General features: G+C 70.6%; 8 protein-coding genes (1 of these 8 cut by a window edge). All 8 read right to left on the minus strand.

Features of this window, described 5'->3' with window-relative positions; genetic code table 11:
* A protein-coding gene (locus ACYVF7_RS31015) for a WXG100-like domain-containing protein (RefSeq protein WP_460347716.1) crosses the window boundary here: on the minus strand, positions 1 to 12177 show its 5' portion. It extends 3633 nt beyond the left edge of the window; the window shows 12177 of its 15810 coding nt (coding positions 1-12177); it begins with the start codon at positions 12175 to 12177; its stop codon lies off the left edge, out of view.
* Positions 12178 to 12186: 9 nt separating this feature from the next.
* Positions 12187 to 12549, minus strand: a complete 363-nt coding sequence (locus ACYVF7_RS31020; protein WP_460347718.1) for a hypothetical protein — start codon at positions 12547 to 12549, stop codon at positions 12187 to 12189.
* Positions 12542 to 13009, minus strand: coding sequence for a YbaB/EbfC family nucleoid-associated protein (locus ACYVF7_RS31025; protein WP_460347719.1), 468 nt, complete (start codon positions 13007 to 13009; stop codon positions 12542 to 12544). Before ACYVF7_RS31025 ends, ACYVF7_RS31020 begins: the two co-directional genes overlap by 8 nt.
* Before the next feature lie 57 nt (positions 13010 to 13066).
* Positions 13067 to 16327, minus strand: a complete 3261-nt coding sequence (locus ACYVF7_RS31030) for an AAWKG family protein (protein WP_460347721.1) — start codon at positions 16325 to 16327, stop codon at positions 13067 to 13069.
* A gap of 54 nt (positions 16328 to 16381) precedes the next feature.
* Positions 16382 to 16846: a type VII secretion system-associated protein gene (locus ACYVF7_RS31035; RefSeq protein ID WP_460347722.1), complete on the minus strand. Its 465-nt coding sequence runs from the start codon at positions 16844 to 16846 to the stop codon at positions 16382 to 16384.
* 123 nt (positions 16847 to 16969) lie between these two features.
* Complete coding sequence (locus ACYVF7_RS31040) at positions 16970 to 17293, minus strand: WXG100 family type VII secretion target (protein ID WP_460347724.1); 324 nt, start codon at positions 17291 to 17293, stop codon at positions 16970 to 16972.
* A gap of 49 nt (positions 17294 to 17342) precedes the next feature.
* Positions 17343 to 17669 (minus strand): WXG100 family type VII secretion target, encoded by a 327-nt coding sequence (locus ACYVF7_RS31045; protein WP_252844809.1) that lies wholly within the window; start codon positions 17667 to 17669, stop codon positions 17343 to 17345.
* 161 nt (positions 17670 to 17830) lie between these two features.
* Positions 17831 to 19390 (minus strand): type VII secretion protein EccB, encoded by a 1560-nt coding sequence (gene eccB, locus ACYVF7_RS31050; protein WP_460347727.1) that lies wholly within the window; start codon positions 19388 to 19390, stop codon positions 17831 to 17833.
* Between the last annotated feature and the right edge of the window lie 28 nt (positions 19391 to 19418).

The following is a 19418-nucleotide window of genomic DNA, read 5'->3' on the forward strand; positions in this document are numbered from 1 at the left end:
GGCCGATGACACGACGATGTCGACCGTGAGCTCCGGCTTGTCCACCAGCGCCTCGGCGATCCACCGGGCGACCTGGTGGTCCTTCTCCGCGGTGAAGCCGGTGAACGCCAGGTCCTGCTGGCTGATCTTCAGGCTGTGGCGCGCGTTCTTGATCACCGCTTCCTTGGCGGTGTCACTGGCCTGGTCGCCGAGGAACGCCGCCCGGCCGAGCGACAGAGCCCGGCCGCTGTGCCACTGCTCCGGAGCGCCACGGCTCAGGTCCGGCTCGGTGTGCGGCAGCTCCGCCGGGTCGACGAGGGCGATCTTGTTCCGGGCCGGGCCGGGAGACAGCGTCTTGGCTCGGTAATCCACGGTGATCTGCTCGACCTTCAGATCGCCGCCACCGCTCGTCCACAGATAGTCGGCGAAGTCTTGCGCGTGCCGGGCGCCTTCGCCGATCATCTCGACGGAGACGTCATGGACCGGAGGATAACCGCCGTACGTCTCCGCCCAGAGGTTGTGACCGCCGACCAGGGCCACCGCGCCGTCGGCTGCGACGATCTTCGAATGGTTCCAGAAGCCCCTGAGGACGTTGGACAACTGCCCAGCGAGGACGGTCATCCGGTCCATCGGCACGCCGTTGTCCTTAAGGAAACCCCTCAGATCCTTGACGAACTCGGAGAACGTGTCACGCAGCGGGACGTTCCCGAACAGGAACCGCACGAGAACAGGCCCGGAGCCCTCTCGTGACGCGACGTCGAGAAGGGCGTCCTTCACCGCCTCGTGGATCCGGCCGGTCGGCGGCAGGAGGCTGACGACGTCGATCAGCCGCGTACCGCTGCCGATGATCCCGCGCACGGTGCCGGCCAGTTCGTCGATGGCCCGGTCGCCGAACGCCGAGACGTCGTCCTTCGCCATGGGCGCGCCCCACATGTCGGGCGTCTGCACGAGCCGGATCAGGTTGCCGGTGCTCAGAGCGTGCACGCGCCGGTCGACGCCCATCCCCGTGAGCCCCTGCTCCAGCCGATCGGGCAGGCTCCTCACCGGGTCGACGCCGGACTCCTCCGGTCGCGGTACCGACGCGATGCCCATGCCCTGGTCGGCGGGGCCCGCCCGGCCCATGAGCCGGCTCACGAGTCCCTGGTCGCGCACCTCCTGGAGGACGCTGTCCGGGATGTCGGACGCCGTCCCGGTGCCCCACGTACGGCGGAAGTACCCGAGCCCGACGCTCAGGTCGCGAAGATCGGTGTCCGCCGACTCCGTCTCCGGCAGCCGGAGGTGCTCACGCCAGAGCCGCACCCGCAGATCGGCGACGAGGGAGCGCGGGCCACCCGGGTGCACCATCGCCGCGGTGACCTCGGACTCGTCGCCGACCATCGAGCGGTCCCAGAAGTTGGCCGAACCGATGGAGGCGAACTCGTCGTCGACCAGCAGGATCTTCGAGTGCACCTTGGTGTCCCTCAAGGTGAACAAGGCGAAGTTCGCGCGCTGCTCCGGCGTCAGCCCGCGCAGCACGAAGGCGTCGATCTCACCGGACACCTTGGGCGTCGCGTCGGCCGAGGACTTGGCGCCCCGGCCGGGAAAGCCCTGCGTCACGAAGATCACCTTGACGCCGCGGGCCAGTGCCCTGGAGACCGCCGGGAACAGGACCTCGTGCTTGTTGTAGACGTTCCCGACGTGGGAGGGGTTGAGCGTCTGGTCCTCGACATAGATGTACGTCCTGGCGGCGTTGATCGCCGCGGTCAGGCCGTCGGAGACCTCGCTCACTCCGCCGGCCGGCAGGGTGTGCCAGTCGAGCCGCAGGGTGTCGCCCAGAGGAGTGACCCGATGGGGCGCGTAGCTCCGCCAGATCCGTACTCCGGCGTCGGCGTACGCCCGGCTCGACGTCCGCACCAACGTGGGCGAGTACTCCGGCGTCAGCGACTCGGGCTTGGGGCTGACCGCGGCGTTGTACGGCTCCTTCTGGCCGTTCGACCAGTAGCTGCGCGCCGGCAGCGTCGCGGCCTCGTCCCAGCGGGTCCAGAAGTTCCGCAACACCTCCTCCGCGGCACGCCCCTGCAGCTGCACGCCCGCGTCGTGCGTGTAGTTGTGCTGCGGGGCCCCGGCGTGCCGTTCTTCGGTGAACCGGTTCGGCGCGTAGTCCATCCCGCCGACGAACGCGTGCAACTGGCCGGTCGTCGCGCTGTAGGCCACCGTCGTCTTCTCGTGCCGGGAGTCGAATCCGCCGCCCCAGTCGATGAGCACCCGGTCGGCGAGCGGGTGCCGGCCCTCGGCGCCCGCGCTCCGCAGCGACTCCACCGAGTAGAGGTTCGTCCGCGCGAAGCCCCCGACCATCGTCGCGTACGGCATGCGCAGGAGGTCCTGCTGGAGCGGCGGCGCTCCGGACGAGCCGAGCGAGTGCCGCGGGATCGCGACGACCACCCGCACGTCGACCCCGGCCTCGGCCAGGGCCACCAGCCGCTCGCCCAGGTTCGGCTCACCGGCCCCGGTCCGCAACCGGGTCGCGAGGTTGAGGTACCAGGAGTTGATATAGAGCCGGTCACCCGGGCCGTGCAAGGTGTCGAGGACCTTGGCGATTGCCCCGAAGTACCCGTCCCCGTCCACGTGGGGGGTGACGATCGTGTCGGCTCGATGCTCGACGCCGAGGCTCAACTCCGGCGGGAAGAACCTGGCCTCCAGGTCGCGCAGCGCGACCTGTGCCTCCTCCGGATCCCGATCGCTGAAGGCAGCGCCGAGGTCGGGCTCGACCGGCTCCGGGCCACCGGCCTCGGTCAGGCTCTGCAGGCGGGTCAGATCCGCTTCGACCGTGGCCTGCAGCCGGGCGACCGCCGCGTCCCGCCCGCTGGGCCCGTTCTTCGGCGTCCTCCACTCGTCGATCGCGTGCAGCACCGCGCGCATGGCCCGGACGTCGTCGCGATTGCCGCGCAGCCTCGCCACCGCGGCGTCGAGATCCTGCAACGCCGAGGAACGCGGTTTGTTGTCGAGCGCGGACTCCTGGAGCCAGCGGTCGACGATGTCCGGCTCCTCCGCCGGCGTCTCCACGCTCGTGAGCCCGGTCGGGTTCGTCCCGGCCGCCGGATCTTGGATCTGGGCCTGGCCGTCGGACGGGCCCACCCCGGGGTCGGCGCCGAGCAGCCGTCCGTGCGGCCACGGCTCCGGACGCACCGCCACCAGTTCGCGCGGGAAACCCTCACTGGTCGGCAGGAACTGCAGACTGCGGAAGTCGTCCGGCAGGTCGGCCTCGCCCCGCCGCTGGCCGTCGAGGAAGACGACCCGTCCCTTCCGGTTGACCGCGGTGACGATGTGGTCCACGTCCGTGCCGTGCGCGCCGATCACGACGACCCCGTGCGCGCCGTATCCCGCCGCCAGCACCGCGTCCTCGATCGCCCGGAACCCGGGCACGTCGATCGGGTCGCCCTTCTCGAGATTCGCCAGGTACTCGTACGGCGACCGGACGTCCGGCGGAACCTGGAACCAGGCCAGCAGCTCCGGATCCTCATCCGGGCTCAGCCGCGCCTCTTCCAGCGTGAGATGAATGGCGATCGCGATGAGCAGGCAGTTCGTCAGGAAGTCGCCGCCCTCGACCACCAAGGGGTTGATCTTGCTCAACCACGGGAACGCCTGCCGGGTTCCCTCGGGCCCGAGACGGAACGGCGACCACGAGGAATCTTCGTGATCGGACGACGTGAGGCGGGTGACGGGTCCCGCGGCGTCCTTGGGGACGAACGGCACGATATCCGTCTCGGTGCTGACGGCCGTCTCGGTGCTGACGGTCGACTCGGTGCTGAAGATCGACTCGGTGTCGGTGTCGGTGCCGATGGTCGACCGCGCTTCGGCGATGGCCTCGGCGCGGCCGGTCTCGAACAGGTCTGCGGTGGACTCCTCCTCCGAGGACATCGTGGCGCGGTCCAGCGGCGCCCACCACAGGCGCCACTCGTCGAAGAACTCTTCGCGGAAGGACTCGGCGGTCTCGTTCACCCACTCGGTGTCGTCCAGGTCGTGGCCCTCGCCGACGGTCTGGAACGACCGGCCCGCGGTCCTGAGCGCGGCCGGGACGGTGGCCTCGAAGGCGAGGTGGGCCGGAAGCTCGGACGTGAGGCGTTCGACCCGCTGGTCCCAGAGCGCGGCCCGCTCGGCCAGGTCCTCCGGCTTGTCGATGGCGCCGCCGAAGACCTCCTCGTAGGCCGCCATCATCCGCTCGGTCAGGCCGGTACGCGCGCGGGCGAGGTCGTCTCCGGACAGCGCCGGCTCCGGATGGCCCTGCCGCCACTCCGTGTACGCCGCCGCGAAGACCTCTCCGGACTTCGCGGCCACGCCCTGCCGGGCCGTCTCTCGCGCGAACAACGCGTGGAGCCGGGGCGTGCCGGTGGTCTCGCCGTACCAGGACTGCCACTGTTCGAGCCGCTCCGCCGGCGTTCCGTTCCGCTCGCCGGTGAACAGCTCGCCGAACCGGTCGTTGACCGACCGGGCGATGGACTGCTCCAGCGAACGCCGTACGCCGCCGGGCAGTCCGCCGCCGAATTCGACGCCGAACCGCTGCCGGAACTCCTCGAGCGTCTCCGGCGGCGCGGTGCGCCAGGCCTCGATCGCGGTGTTCACGTCGGCGAGGGTGCGGGTCAGCGCACCCTCACGGGCGGTCTGCCGGGCCAGCCGCGACGGCAGTGACGCGGCCACCGCGTCGAACCTCGTCTTCCACTGCTGCCGCATCTCGGCGGTGACCTCGGCGCCGGGCGGGAAGATCTCCTCGTACGCGGTGTCGAGCTCGCGCCACCCGTCGGACCGGACCTGCTCACGCCCGGGCCCCGAGGGCACGGCGTCTTCGGCGGCGAACGCGCCGAGCAGGTCCCGGTCGGGCTCGGGCAGGTTCCCCCGGAAGGTCTCGGCGGTGGAGGAGACCAGCTCGGTGAACCGCTCCTGCTCGGAGGCGTGACCGGCGCGCCGGTCGAAGGCCTGCCACAGGTCGTCGCCGGTCAGTTCCCCCAGGCGGTGGCCGGCCGCGCGCTGGACGTCCGGCATGATCCGCGGCAGGGCGGCGCGGAGGTCGGAGACGCCGTCGAGGAACTCGTCCACGACGGTCTCCCACTCGCGCTCGAACCCCGCGCGCTCTCCCCCGCGCACGGATTCCGCCACGGTGTCCGTCAGCACGACGGGCAGGGCCTCGTCCGCGTCGCCCAGGCGCCGGCCGCGGTCCTCGTACCAGCTCTGGAAGGCGCGCTCGTACGCGTCCCGGCCGACCTGCAGGGCGACCTGCCGGGCGGCCTGCCGGTCCAGCTCGTCCGGCAGGCCGTCGAGGATCTCCTGCCGCTCCTGGTCGCCGGCGAGGATGCGGCGGTCGAACTCCTTCCATGCCCGGTCGCGGACCGCGTCGAGGTATCCGCCGGCCGTCTCCCGAGCGCCCTCCGGGGCCCACGACTCGAAGACCTCGTCGAACGCCTGCCGGTCGGCGGCGGTGGCCGTCCGCACGGCGGCCTCGGCGTCGTGCCGGGCGAAAGTGGCCTCGAGGGTCTCGTACAGGCGTGTCTCCGCGGCGTGCCACGCGGGGGTGCGCCAGTCACCGGGCTTCGCGTAGGACGGTTCGACGACGGGCGTCCACCCGCGTTCCTCCGTCTCCGGCGCCACGGTGGCGGCCAGGTGCTCGTCGATGTAGGGCGTGCCCAGGTCGTCGACGCGGCGGCGCAGGTCGTCGAGGTGGCGGCGAACCCAGGTCGCCGTGGCCCCGGACCGCAGCGTCACCTGGCCGTCGCTCTGCCCGGACAGGAACTCGGTGAACTCCCGCTGCGCGACGTCGCGGCGCTCGGCGATCTCACGCAGCGCGTCGAGCTGCCGCGCGTGGTCGGACGCCAGCCGGGCCTGCGTCGACGCGTCGAGCGTCCGGCCGGCCACGAAGTCGGTGATCCGTCTGGCTAGCGCGGCCTGCTCCTGGCGATACCAGGACGCTGTCTCCGGCGTCCACTCCGGATCGGGCGGACGGCCGGTGGTCACCGTCCGGACCGGGGGCTCCGGCACCGCGTCGTCTCGCCGGCCCTCGGCGCCGTCCAGGTTCGCTGCGTTCTGCGGGTCCTGGGCCGGCGGCGCGGCCTCGGACGCCTGGTCGGCGAGGAACTGCCGCCGCCAGGCGCGCGCCGCGCCGTCGTACCTCCCCCGAAAGTCCTGCACCAGCCCGGTCCGTACGTCCTCCGTCGGGGCGGGGCCGTCGGTCATCGCCTGGACGAACTCGTCCCGCAGCGCGGTGGCCTGGGGACTGTGGTGGAAGGCCAAGTCCACGGTGCGCATCCGGGGCCCGGAGAAGACGACCTCCCGCGCGAACGCGTCGCGTGCGTCGGCGACCGCCCGCGCCTCGTCCAGCCGCCGGGTGAGCTCGGTCTCCAGCCCGCTGCGGCTCTCCGGTTCCGTGGTCGTCCACTGCTGGACGAACCACTCACGCGCGCTATCGACCTGCTCGAGCGCCCCGAACATGAAGCCGCGGTCCGGCTGTTCGTCGAGCACCGCGTCGAACGCCAGGTGCGCCTGGTCGCGCTGCTCGACCTCGGCGCGCAGACGGGCCAGCCCTTCGGCCGCCCGTGCCTCGGCCACCACCAGCCTCGCCGGACGCGGTGCCGCCGGCGTCTCCCTGACCTCCGGCGGTGCCTCCTCGAGTGGCGCCTCCTGAAGGAGGATTTGGGCCTGCTCGAGGTGCTCGACGGGCACGTTCGCCTCGTCCGGGACGTCCTCGGCGTACGCCCGCCGGCCCACCGGTCCTTCCGAGACGGCAGGCACGGGCTCCGGGCGGGCCGGTTCGGGCCCGAGCCCGGCACGCCGTTCCCACTCCGCGAGCGGGGTGCGGGTCAGCTCCAGCTGCCGGAAATCCAGAGTCCACTCGGGGTTCCGGCTCCAGTCCCGGTACACCTGTTCCTTGGCGTCGACCTGCTCGCGGAGGGCCGCGAGGCCCGCGCGCGCCTCGGCCAGCACCGCGGCGCGCGTCTCCTCGGTCGCGGCCGCCTCCATCTCGGCGCGGAGACGTGTCCTGAGCGACTCCTCGCCGGTCCGGTAGTCGGCGAGCGCGTTCGGGGACCGCAGGTCCGGGCGTTCCTCCTGGAAAGTCCGGTCCAGGGCCTCCCGCGCCTCAGAGCGGGCGATCAGGTCCCGGTAGATGGTCAACAGCCGCTCGCGCGCCTGGGCGTTCTCCACCGCTGCTTGCTCGCGCAGCCGGGCCAGCCTGGGCGCGTCGGCCTCCTTCTGGAACTGCTCCCAGCTCTCCCGGTGGGCGGTGCCGAAGGCGTCGCCGCCGGACCGCTCCAGCTCCAGCCACTTCGCCACGTCTCGGTCGCGCGGCCCCATGACCTCGTGCTGGAGCTTCGCCCAGTCGGCCCGGGCGTCGTTGGAGACCGCCTCGAACGTCTCCTCGGTCATCGTGTACCGTCGCTGCGCCCGGCCGGTGAGCTCGCTCACCTCGGCGGTCAGCTCGGTGAACCAGCGGCCCGCCTCGCCGAGCTTCTGCTCGACGGTCGCCTCGAACCGCAGCCGATCGTTCAGCGAGGCGCGGTAGGGCAAGAAGTGGTCCCGGTAGAAAGCCTCCTCGCGGCTCGTGAGTTCGTCGCCGGACCAGACACCCTCCTCGGGGCGGCCGACCACGGACCGGTACGCGTCGGTCAGGGTCGTGTGAGCGTCCGCGCGGACCCGCTCGACGTGCTGTTCCGGCCTGCCGGTGCCCTCGAGCGCCTGGTCCACCCGGCGCAGCATCGCCGACAGGCCGGCCTGCTCGTCGAGCCGCGCGGGCAGTTGCTCGGCCAGGCGCTCGTGCGCCGCGGTCAGCTCCTGGACGTGGTTCTCCCAGTCGCGGGCGGTCAGCTCCGCGGGCGGGCGGCCGCCGAGGAGCCGGGAGCTCTCGGCCCGCAGGTCGGCGCGGAAGCCCTCGATCACCGCCTCGTAGTCGACGCCGTCGCGCTCCGCGCGAGGGCGCTCGGACATCTCCCGCCAGTACATCTCGTGGTCGCCGACCTCCTCTTGGGCGCGGTCGACCAGGGCGTCCTCGATCATCCGGGCGTGGAGACGGGCGGTCCAGCGTTCGTCGAGGTCCCGCAGCGCCGGCTCGAACTCCGCCGCCTGCCGTTCGAAGTCGGCGTACTCGACCGTGCGCGTCTCCCTGCCGTCGGGGAGGGTCCACGTACGGGCCTCGAACTCCGCGCCGTACTGCGTCCGCAGGTCCCGGACCTGCTCGGAGGCGGGGTCCAGACCCGCCGCCTCGGCGGTGCGCCGGAAGTGGAGGTCGGCCTCGTGTTCGAGCTCCAGCCGGGTGGGCAGGCCCCGCGACAGCTCGACGGCGCGCGCGTCGGCCTCCGTGTGGAGCAGGTCCCAGACCCCGGGGCCGCTTTCGCGAGGCCGGCCGACGTAGTCCGCGAGGGCCTCCGTGGTCACGCGGCGCGCGCGCCCGGACCGCACCGACCTGACCTCGCCCCTCGCGAGCAGGCGGTCCATCTGCGCACGCTCGATCCGGAGGCGTCGCGCCGCCTCGTTGACGGTCAGGCGCTGCGCCGGCCCGTCGCCGCGGACGTGCTCGGCGAGGGCGTCCACGGGCACGCGGCGCGTGGCTCCGGTCGTCACCGACCTGACCTTGCCGCCGTCGAGCAGGCCCTCCATCTCCGCAAGGCCGATCCGGAGGCGTTGCGCCGCCTCCGGCACGGAGAGGAACTGCGCGGGCCCCTCGTCCACCCGCTCGCCGTTGATGCCGAGCCTCTCGGCGATGCGGCGCACGTCGGCCTCGGTCTCGGCGAGGAACCGCGCCCGCAGCCGCGCCTCCTCGGCCGGCGAGTACCGGGCGTCCGTCGCGACCGCGTCGAAGTCCTCCTCGGCGCTCATGCGCACCGAGGAGACCGCGACCTCCAGCTCGAGCTGATCGTGCAGCCCCTCGACCAGGTCATCGAACCGCTGCTGGAACTGCTCCCGGGTGATCTCGCCCTTCACGTAGCGGTCGAACTCCGGCTTCCAGCGCGCGTCGAACCGGTCCCGGACCTCGAACGTCCACGGCCGCGTTCTGTCGGCGTCGAGGCGCGCCTGCTCGCGGAGCAGCCGGTCGGCCACCGCGGGGATGTTCAGGCCGTGGTCGCTACCGCCGAGCCGGGACTCCAGCACGTCGGCCAGGTGCTCCTCGAAGGGCCGGACCTCGTCCTCCTGGTCCTGGGCCCGGTGGTGCTCGGCACGGGCCGTGCGGTATCCCTCGGCGACCGCCTCCACGAGGTCGTCCGGCACGCCCGCCTTCCGCGCCCAGCCCTCCGGCTCCGAAGCCTGGTCCCGTCGCAGCAGCAGCTCGGCCACCTCGTGCGGTGACCCGGAGTAATCGTGGGTCTCGAAGACCGTCTCGAGCTTGGCGGTGAGCCGCTGCTGCAGCGTCGGGGGCTTGTCGGCCAGCACCTGTCCCCCGAGCACGCGCTGGGGCGGCTTCGCCCGCGCTCTCTCGTCCTCGGCGAGAGCGGCGCGGTAGGCCTCGGTGACCGGGCGGGTGAGGTCGTCGGGGAACCTCGCCTCGCGGAGGCGGATTCCCGGGTCGGCGTTCGCCCCCCGGTCCGGCACGCCGTGCGTGTTCGACCTGTGGTACGCGGCGATCGCCGCGTCGACCTGGTCGTCGGCCACCCACTGCTGCCGGTACCGGCGGTTCTCCTCCTGGAGCCGCCCGAAGCGCCGGCCGTTCTCCTCCACGGGCCGCCCGGTGGAGCGGGGGTCATCGTCCTCGGGCCGCCCGGCGTACCGCTCCCTCAGCTCCGCCTCGCCCGTATGCAGCCGTTCCGTCGCCGCCGGATCGTCGGGCTCGAACCCGAAGTTCGGTGTGACGTCCTCGCGCCCGAGTGCCTCCAGGTCCACCAGGACGTCGTCCGGCCGATGGCCCGCGGGCGGCGGGTCGTCCGATATGAGGTGTTCGCGCTCGGGCGCCGGGGGCGGGTCCTGCGCGGCTCCGTCGTGCCGCGCCGGCTCCGCCGACGTCGACTCCGTCCGTACGGGCGCCGGGGGCGCCTCGGTGGCGGGGGTGTTCGCCTCGCGCGGCGTCGTGAGCGGTTCTCCCTCGTCGGGAACGTCCTGCTCGGTCGCGCGCCGGTCCACCCGCCCCTGCGGTGCCGGCTCCGGGGTGTCGCGCACGGGACGGTCCCGGCCGGTGGCCGGGGGCGGGTCCTGCGGACGCTCGCCGGGACCCGCAGCCTTGGGCGTGGAGCCGGTCTCGGTGCGTACGGGCGTGGACGGCGTCTGCGATTCGGGCCGCGGACCGGTGCTCGTGGACGTGCCCGGACCTCTGCCGGCCTGCGGCCCGGCCGCGCGCTCACCGGACGCGGGCGAGCTTCCGGACTCCGTCCGGACCGGCCCGGCGGACGACTCGGCGGGCGGCTTCGTGAGCGGCTCGGCGGACGGCTCCGCCGACGCCCCGGAATCACCCGTACGCGTCGTCGTCTCGTTCGGCCGTACGGTCTCGGGCTCCGCGCCGACGTCGCCGGGGGGCGCGTTCCGTACGGATGCGGGCGACTCGGTCGCGCGGGGGTCCGGTTCGGATCGCGGTGGCGTCCCGGGCGGTGTCGTCGACGTGGTCTGCGGCCGGGACGGCGGTGCCTCGTTATGCGAGGGCACCTGAACGTCGGGTTCCGGCGTCGTGAGGTTCCGCGAGGCGAGCGGTTCGGCGGGCGACGTCAGGTCCGAGCGGGGTGCGAGGCTCTCCACCGGGGACACGGGATCCGGGCGGGATTCAACGTTCTCCGGCAGCGGGGTGAGCCGTGGAGAACGTGCCGGGTTCGGCGCGGGAGGCTCCGGCCGTACCGGCGGAGTGGTGATCGGCGTGTGCTCGGACACCGGGGTCGGTACGGGCGGCGGGAGCGACGCGCGGTTCTCGCCGATCGGGAGGGGGCTCTCGGAGAGCGCCGGATCGACGGACTGCGGAAGGTTACGGCTCGCCGACGGGATCGGGACCTCGCCGAAGCGCTCCGAGCCGTGCGAACCGTTGACGGTCAGCGGGTCTTCCAGGCCGGGCCGCAGGATCGGGTCGTTCTCCCCGACCGTGCCGATCCGCTCGGGAGGCTCGACGGACGTCGGACGCGACGCGGGTGCGGGACGCAGGTTCTGCGGCGGCGGCACCTCCAGGGAGGACTCCGGCACGGGCGCCGGCCGTCCGCCGCCCGGACCGCCGGGGCCGAATTCGTCGCCGGGTCTGGGCTCGGGGGGAGGGTCGCCGAGGCGCTCCTCCGCGATCAGCTCGGATACCCCGCCGCCGATCTTCTTCATGCTGTACCCGCCAGCGCCCAGATGGACGCCCCGGGTGATCGAGCCGAACAGGGCGCCGCCGATGCCGCCGCCGACGATCATCATCGGGTCGAAGTGCCAGTAGCCCTCGACGAGCCCGGGCGCCAGCGTCCCGGCGATGCCCGAGCCCACACCCATCTTCACGAAGTCGCCGCCGATGTTCTTCAGCTCGGTGACGATGTTGGTGTCGAGGTACTTCTTGAAATTGTCGCCGACGAGCCCGTCGAACCACTTGCCCAGGCCGCTGAGCCCGGCGCCGGTGCCGCGGATCCCCAGGTCCGCGAGGGCGCCGCCGACCGCGCCCTCGGCCACCCAGGTCCAGTTGATCGGCTTGTTCGGGTCGCCGTATCCGAGCGCGGTGGAGATCAGGCTCGCCGCCATCATGATCAGCGCGCCGATGGCCGCCTGGATCGCGGTCGGCACGATGAACTCGATGAGGCCCGCCAGCCGCTGCAGGATCATCGTCAGGCTCAGGCGCGCGGTGTTGTAGGCGACCGCCTCTTCGCCCAGGGAGGCCCCGCCGGTGAAGAAGGCCATCGCCGACATGATCGCGAGCTGGATCTGCATCGCGATCAGCGTCGAGACGATCTGGATCTGCGCCTGGCCGAGGCTCCGTGCCCAGCTGCCGAACTGGGTCGCCGCGGCCAGGGCGCCGTCCCTGATCTCGTCGATGTGGCTGCCGTAGCCGTTCGAGCCCATGAGCTCCCGGAGCATCGCCTTGTACTGGGCGATGACCTCGTCGGGCAGCGCGCCGTCGACCTTGGCCAGCGTGTCCTCGATGAGCGCCGCCAGGCCCTCCAGCTCGGCCGCCAGGTCTTCCGGGGCTTGGGCGAGGCCGAAGATCTGCCCGGGATTGGCCTCGGGCGGTTCCATCCCCATCAGGAAGAGGAACAGCCGGCGCTCGTCCTCGTTGAAGACGAATCCGCCCCACGGCTCATCGGACACGGTCGGCGTCTACTCCCTGCCGCCGAAGCCACCCGGCGTCCGCCAGCCGCCCCGGCTGTTGGCGTCCTGGACGGCCGTGAGCGCCCGGAACTGCTGGTTCAGGACGCTCCTCTGGTTCGTCCGCAGCCCCGTCGGGATGGCCAGCAGGAGCCGGCTCGCCGCCTCGGTGCCCGTGGCGATCTGGTCGACCAGCTGCATCGCGGCCCGTTTGGCCGGGACCCCGAAGGCTTGGTCGTTGCCGAAGAGATCGAAGTTGACGCCGTTACGGAACCGCGCGGCCATGTTGTAGACGTGGTTCCCGAGGTTCTCCATGGCCTCGACGGCCGCTTCGGCCTTCGCCGGGTCCGCCGTGAATTTGCCCGTCTCACCCATCGTTGCCGTCCTCCACTATCTCGTCGTGCAGGTTCACGGTCGGCCTGCCGCCGCGTGCGGTGCCCCGTCCGCGCCGCCCGGCCGCCAGGGCCGACCCGAAGATCTCCTCGAAGTCGATCTTGAAGCCGGGTAGGCCGTCGGCGTCGTCGGCGGGCGGGGTCAGCGCGGAGAAGGTGTCGATCACCCGCCGTGCCATGGTCGCCCGGCCCTTGTTCGCGGCCTCGACGATCGAGGCGGCCAGCTGCGACGCCTCCATCGTCCGGAAGTTCTCGTCCAGGAACTTGACCCGCTGCAGCTCGCCCTGCGGGCCGACGGTCACCTCCACCGAGCGGTCCTTGGACCGCGCGGTCGATGACGAGCTGCTGAGGTCGGCCCGTGCCCGGGCCACCGCGACCCTCGTCGACTCGAGCCGCTCCCTCGCCTCCGCGAGGAGCTTGTCCATCGACTCTTCGGTCTCCATCGCCTCTTCTCCTCCCCTTTACCGCGTCACTATCGGGCCCGGCCGGCTCTGCCCTGCTCAGCCGATGACCGCCGGCGCGCCGCCTTCGTCCGTGCCCCAGACGTCCTCTTCCTCCGGCACCCACGCCTCGCGCTCGCGGTCGCCGCTCTCCGTCTGCCGGCGATCCTCGCCTCCCCCGTACGGGTTGTAGGCGGAGCTGGTGGGAGTGCGGCTTCCCCCCGGCACCGTCTCCTCGTAGCCGCGGCCCCTGCGAGCGCGCCGGCCGAGGGACCCGCCGTCCGCGGGGAGGATCTCCTCGTCCTCGTAGACCTGACGCACCCGTTCGCTGTTGCCGTTCTTGTCACCGCCGCCCATGCCCCCCATGCCACCCATCCCGCCCATCATCGGCGCCCCTCCCCCTCCGGCGGGCATACCGCCGGTCGTGGTCCCGTCGATGCGCGTGGCGGGCGGCAGGACTCCGCCGGACTGGCCGACCGGGAAGGCGGTGGAGTTCGCGGCCTGGCCGCCGAGCGCCGCCGAAGGGGCTCCCAGTGGGCTCCCGGAACTCGGCAGGTCGTGCAGGGCGGCCTCATAGGAGGCCGTCGCTCCGTTGCCGAGGGGCGTGCCTGAGTACGGAAGCGACGCGCCTCCGTGGTCGAGCGGGGTCGTGATGGTCTGGCCGTTCGGCTCGTGGGTGACCGCGGTGCCCGTCTGCGGGTTCACCGTGGTGTAGCTGCCGTCCGGGTAGCGGGTCGTGACGGTCCCGTCGGGGTTCACCGTGCTCTGACTGCCGTCCGGGTTGGTCAGCGTGTGGCCGTGGGTCAGGTGGTCGGTGGTGGTCGACCCGTCCGGGTGGGTCGTCGTCTCCAGGCCCGTGTGCGGGTTGACGGTCGTCGAGCTGCCGTCGCTGTAGTCGGTGGTGATGGTGCCGTCGGGGTTCAAGGTCGAATGGCTCTGGACCTGGCCGGGCTGGAGATGCCCTGGCTGCGAGCCGAAGCCGGCCCCGTTGTGGTCGCCGTAGACGGTGGTGAGGCTGCCGTCGGGGTTCTGAATCACGTGGTTGTTCAGCTGCGAGGGCTGCAGCTGCGACCCCGGCTGCACGAGCTCATGGGACCCCGGCTGCAGGTACTGCTTGGCGATGTCCTTCTGCTGCTTCTGCTGTTCCTCGTACTGCTTCTGCTGCTGCTCGTACTGCTTCTTGGCCTCGTCCTGCTGCTGCTTCTGCAGCTGCTCCTGTTTCTGCTCCTGCTCCTGCTGTTGCTTCTGCTGCTCCTGGTACTGCTTCTTGGCCTCGTCCTGCTGCTGCTTCTGCAGCTCCTCCTGCTTCTTCTCCTGCGCCTGCTGATCCTGGCGCTGCTGCTCGTACTGTTTCCGCGCCTCCTCTTGCTGCTGCTTCTGCAGCTGCTCCTGTTTCTTCTCCTGCTCCTGCTGCTGCTTCTGCTGCTCCTCGTACTGCTTCTTCTGCTCGTCCTGTTGCTGCTGCTGTTGCTTCTGCTGCTCCTGGTACTGCTTCCTGGCCTCGTCCTGCTGCTGCTTCTGCAGCTCCTCCTGCTTCTTCTCCTGCTCTTCCTGTTTCTGCTGGTCCTCCTTCCGCATTTGCATCTGCAGCGCCATCTGCTGCTCGTTCTGCTTCCTGGCCTCGTCCTGCTGCTGCTTCTGCAGCTCCTCCTGCTTCTTCTCCTGCTCCTCCTGCTTCTTCTGCTGGTCCTCGTACTGCTTCTTCTGCTCCTCCTGCTGCTCCTTCTGCTGGTTCTGCTGCTCCTGGTACTGCTTCCGAGCCTCGTCCTGCTGCTGCTTCTGCAGCTCTTCTTGCTTCTTCTCCTGCTCCTCCTGGTGCTTCTTGTCCTCCTCGCGCTCCTTCTTCTGCTCCTCCTCGAGCTCCTTCTGGTGCTTCAGGTCCTCGTCGCGTTGCTTCTTCTGCTCCTCCTCCATGTCATGCTGATGCTGCAGGTCTTCCTTGCGCCACTCCTCTTGCTTCTTGTTCCAGTCGTCCTGGTTCTTCTTGGCGTCCGCGGCGGCCTTGTCCGCCTTGTCCTGCGCGGCCTGCGCCTTGTCGGCCTGGAGGTCCGCGCCGAGGTTGACGTTGACGGTCGTGAGCTTGGGGATGCTGTCGGGAACATGGGTCCAGGAGTTATTGATGGCACGCAGCGCCTCCTGGGCGGCCTTCCCCAGGTAGTCGTTCGTGGAATCCTGCCAGCGTTTGATGGCCTCCTCCCCGATCGCCTTCCACGTGGTGAGGGAGTTCAGGGGGCCGTAGTTCTTCGCGCCGATTTTTGTCGTCGCGTCACCGCTCCACCCGTCCTCATCGATCTGGTTCCAACTGCTGTAAGACTCATAGCCGTAGGTCTCGTGCCACCGGACCTTGGTGATGTTGTTCAGCCAGATCTGGTCGGTGATGTCGAACAGGATGTCGTAAAGCCACCGAAGCGGGTTACCCAACCGGAGCGCCCAGTCACTCCAGACCCAATAGAGGTTCTCGATCGCCTTCTGGAAACCCGACTTCGCGTTTATCAAGCTCATGGCAACTTTGGAACCACCAAACCCACCGACCGGAAGAGCATCCGTATAATTCTGATAGTTGATGCCCAGCTGGTGGATGATGTCCCAGAAGACGCCGGCCGCCTGGCCACGCCAGGCGGCGTCCTCCGATCCCAGCGCGTCCTCCCACTGCTGGATCGTGGCCCTGGCGTTGGAGAAGAAGAGCGCCGCCCGGTTGAAAGCCAGCGCGGCCTTGTCGAAGGCTTTGAGGTCGACGGCGTCGTCATCGGCGACGGTCACGTCGTTGAAGGAGAAGCCCTGGGTGGTGTACGGGTCGTACATCAGTTTTTCGAGCGCGAGGCCACCGCCGTAGCTGTACTGGGCGAGCGGCTTGGAGTTCCATCCCTTGAAACCGTCCGGCATGAGATGCGATCCCGCCCCGAACTCCGCGCCGAGGGAAACACCCCCGTGCGGGATGGTGTGCGCCGAATCGGTGCCGAGCAGGGTGATGCGCGCCCTGCGCATGTGCACTTCCGTTCCCTTGGACAGGGTGCTGGCCGACGAGTCGTCGGTCGGACCGAAGAAGGGGACGACGAAGTCGGTGTCGTTGATACGCCAGCCGGAGTTCCTCGAACGCCAGGACATGTCATTGATGGCCTCCAACTCCGCGTTGGTCGGCGAGGCACCCGAGGTGTCGATCTCCACCTTCATCAGCGGGATGTCATCGTTGCCGTAGAGGTTGTCCTTGAAGATCTCGCCGCGCTTGGCAGACGGCTTGTAGCCTGTGAGCAGCGAGATGGCGTCGTACCAATGGTCGTTCACCGAAGAGGCTGGAGGCTTGTCTCCTGCGGGGTCCGCCATGATCGGCTCTCCATTGAAGGCTTGGCGTCGGAAGTGGGGAGGAAGTCAGTGCGGTCAGGTGGTCTGGTTTCCGCCGGTCGAGTCGAAGTCACTGGGCACCGTGCCCAGGCCGTCCAGGAAGGCCTTGCCGTCGATCTTCGTCAGAGAGTCGTGCTGGCCGTCCATGAGCTTGGTGATCGTGGTGTTGAGGTACTTCTCCAGATCGGTGAAGAGCTTGAGCTGCTTCTTGTAGATGTCGGAGATGGACCCCGCCGACGCGGTGATGTGATCGACGATGTCCTTGCCCCCCGTCCCCGTGTCCTTGGCCAGGGCACCGATCGCGAGCGGCGCGTGGGTCCGATAGAAATCGTTATCCGCGGTGCTCTCGCCCTTGCCCAGAAGAAAGTCGATCGGTGGCGTTCCCTCGGTGTCGGTCTTGTTCGCGACCTTGTCGAGGGAGTCCTTGAAGTTGGCGATGTCGTGGTTGACGAAGTTCTGCAGCGAGGTCTTGTCCAGCGCCAGCTTTGTTTTGTCCGCCATGGCTCCGCTCTTCCGAGGTCTGTCAGTTCCACTGCCGGCCGTCCGGTTCACGGCCGGGGTTTTCGATGTCCGCATGCCGGCCGTCTTCGGCCGCCCGCGTGACGGGCGGCCGAAGGCGGGCGGTCAGCCGCCGATCCGCACCTCGGACCACATCTGGCTGAGGCTGTTCTCGTTGTACTTGTAGCTGCCGGAGATCTCGTCGAGCAGCTGCGAGTGACTGGTGAGGATCTGCTCCATGTTCTTGATCGCGTTGTCCCAGGCCTGCTGCTTCTGGTTGTAGACCTGGGCGTCGTCACCGACCCACTGCTTCTTGAGCTCGGCGAGCTCCATCTCCATGTTGGAGATCGTCTGCGCGATGGCCTTGGTCTGGGAGACCAGGTCGTCGGCTGCGTTGCCCATGTGGTTGTAGTCGACGTAGATGAAACCGTCGGTGAAGTCCTCGCTCATCGATGTCCTCGTTTCGCGTCAGAAGGAAAGAGCCGGGGCCGTTCCGGGGTCAGCCGTGCAGGGCGTTGAAGACGGCCTGGGCCTGCTGGTAGCCCTGGTTGATCTGGTCGTTGCTGGAGCCCTGCTGCTGGTGCTGCGCGGTGAGGGTCTGGTTGAGCTTGTCGACCATGTCCTGCAGGTTCTTGAGGATGACGTCCGCCTGCTGCTCCCAGGAGTTGACGAGGTCCTGGAACGCCTGACCGTCCGAGCCCTTGTAACCGGAGGCCAGGTTGAAGCGGGTCGCCTCGACGTCCTGCTTGATCTTGGTGATTCCGGTGTAGGCCATCTCCAGGGCCTGAACGCCGTTCTTCGTCGACCTGACCTCTGACTGCTGCATGCCTGCCACGCTGCGCCTGCCTCTCTGGTTCGGTGCTCACGGGAAACCGAGAGCGAGATCGTGCGTCGAGGTTCGCTCGGTCGGCACCGCCATCGGCGCGCGCCGCCGCCAACCGGTTCACGTCTCCTTCCGTACTCTGTGGTAGTCACCCCGACTTGCCGTCACCTTGTCGTCGCCTTGCCCGGACCGGCTTTCGCCGCCCTGCCCGGATCCGTCGTCGTCGCCCCGCCCGGAGCCGGTGTCGTCGCCCCGCCAGAATCCGGTGTCGCCGCCTTGCCTGGAGGCGCGCAGGGCGGCGCGGTGCTCGATGAGACGCCCGCCTGCGCGGCGGCCACGCTCAGGTCCGGTCCGGTCGGCAGCATGGTCAGCAGCGGCGACGGCATGGCCACCGCCTGGCCGGCCGAGTACCCGAGCGCCGCCAGGTCGGAGTCGGATCCCACCCGGTACTTGGTGCCCGTGTCGGTCACGAGGTAGGTCGCGCCGCCGACCGTGCCACCCGCCGCCGGCAGGACGCGCACCAGCGCGCCCCCTCCGGGCGGCACCGTGATCCGGTCCACGGGCGTGCACGCGGACGCGGTCGCCGCCTGGGCGACGATGCCGAGCGAGGCCGGGTCCTGCAGGGCGACGCTCACCCGAGGCCCCACGGCGGTCGACTGGATCCGGGCGCAGGCGTGCTGGTCCGGCTGAGGGTCGACCAGGCGCGGCGGCGTCTCGGGCAGCGCGCCGGCGGCGGTCGTGTCCCGCGCCAGCCGGCCGGTCATCGCGTCGGGTGCGACGCCGATCGCGTCGGGCGTCCTGCCGCCGTACGCCCTGGCGCGTACGGCGGGATCGGCAAGGATCAGGGCGGCGACGGTCGTGTTGACCTCCGTCAGGCCGTCCTGGCGCAGTTGGTAGTACCGCGGCTTCGAACCGAGCACCCCGATCTTGAAGACCTGCCCGACGCGGGTCGCGTGCCCGTCGAGCGACGGCCCGGCATGGCCCATGCCGGGGACGACCGGGGCGGCCAGGTCCGGTCCCGCCGGAAGCGCGTCGACGAACGCGGCCGACACCGGGTTCGGTGTCCGACCCCCGTAACCGAGGGCCGTCGCCGCTCCGCCCTTCGGGTCCAGCCGCAGCCTGCTGCCCTGCCACACCAGGTACACGTGCGCGTCGGGCGTGGTGACCAGCAGTCCCTGACCGGCCGTGAGCGCGCCGTCGCCGTCGGCGTCCCCCACCCCGATGGCGAGGGTCGTGACCGGCGCCGAGGAGCCCGCCGCCCCGGTGCCGGAACAGACCGCCCACGCCCCTTGGGCCAGACCGCCGGCCGACGGCAGCGCGGCGGGCGCCCCGACGATGCCCACCGGCTGGCCGTGCGGCGTCCCGTCCAGCGACTTGGTCCGGACGTGGTGCGCGATCAGCTTGGAACCGCCGATCAGCCGCGCCGACGCGTAGTTCTGGACCGGGCGCAGCCGCCCGTCCACGTAGAGATAGGACGCGCCGGTCTCCTGGTCGACGATCAGGCTCTGCGGGTTCTGCCAGGAGGCCGACCGGCCGGGCGAGATCAGGCCCCAGACGAACGCCCCGCCGCACAGCAGCACGGCGATGACGATGCCGATGATCACCCCCCGGTTCGTACGGCCCTGGGGGCTCTCCGGCGCGTCGGGATCCGCCCGGAGCATCCCCGAGGTGATGCGGCCCATGACGAACGTGTGGGCGTGGACCTGGTCGCGGCGGGACTGCATCGTCGTCTCTTCCGTCGTGCTCTCGTGT

The sequence above is a fragment of the Actinoallomurus acanthiterrae genome, assembly GCF_054775715.1.

Coding starts and splice junctions, on each gene's coding strand:
- ACYVF7_RS31030 (WP_460347721.1), bottom strand. CDS start 16,327: ATGGCGGACCCCGCAGGAGACAAGCCTCCAGCCTCTTCGGTGAACGAC.
- ACYVF7_RS31040 (WP_460347724.1), bottom strand. CDS start 17,293: ATGAGCGAGGACTTCACCGACGGTTTCATCTACGTCGACTACAACCAC.
- ACYVF7_RS31025 (WP_460347719.1), bottom strand. CDS start 13,009: ATGGAGACCGAAGAGTCGATGGACAAGCTCCTCGCGGAGGCGAGGGAG.
- ACYVF7_RS31045 (WP_252844809.1), bottom strand. CDS start 17,669: ATGCAGCAGTCAGAGGTCAGGTCGACGAAGAACGGCGTTCAGGCCCTG.
- ACYVF7_RS31020 (WP_460347718.1), bottom strand. CDS start 12,549: ATGGGTGAGACGGGCAAATTCACGGCGGACCCGGCGAAGGCCGAAGCG.
- eccB (WP_460347727.1), bottom strand. CDS start 19,390: ATGCAGTCCCGCCGCGACCAGGTCCACGCCCACACGTTCGTCATGGGC.
- ACYVF7_RS31035 (WP_460347722.1), bottom strand. CDS start 16,846: ATGGCGGACAAAACAAAGCTGGCGCTGGACAAGACCTCGCTGCAGAAC.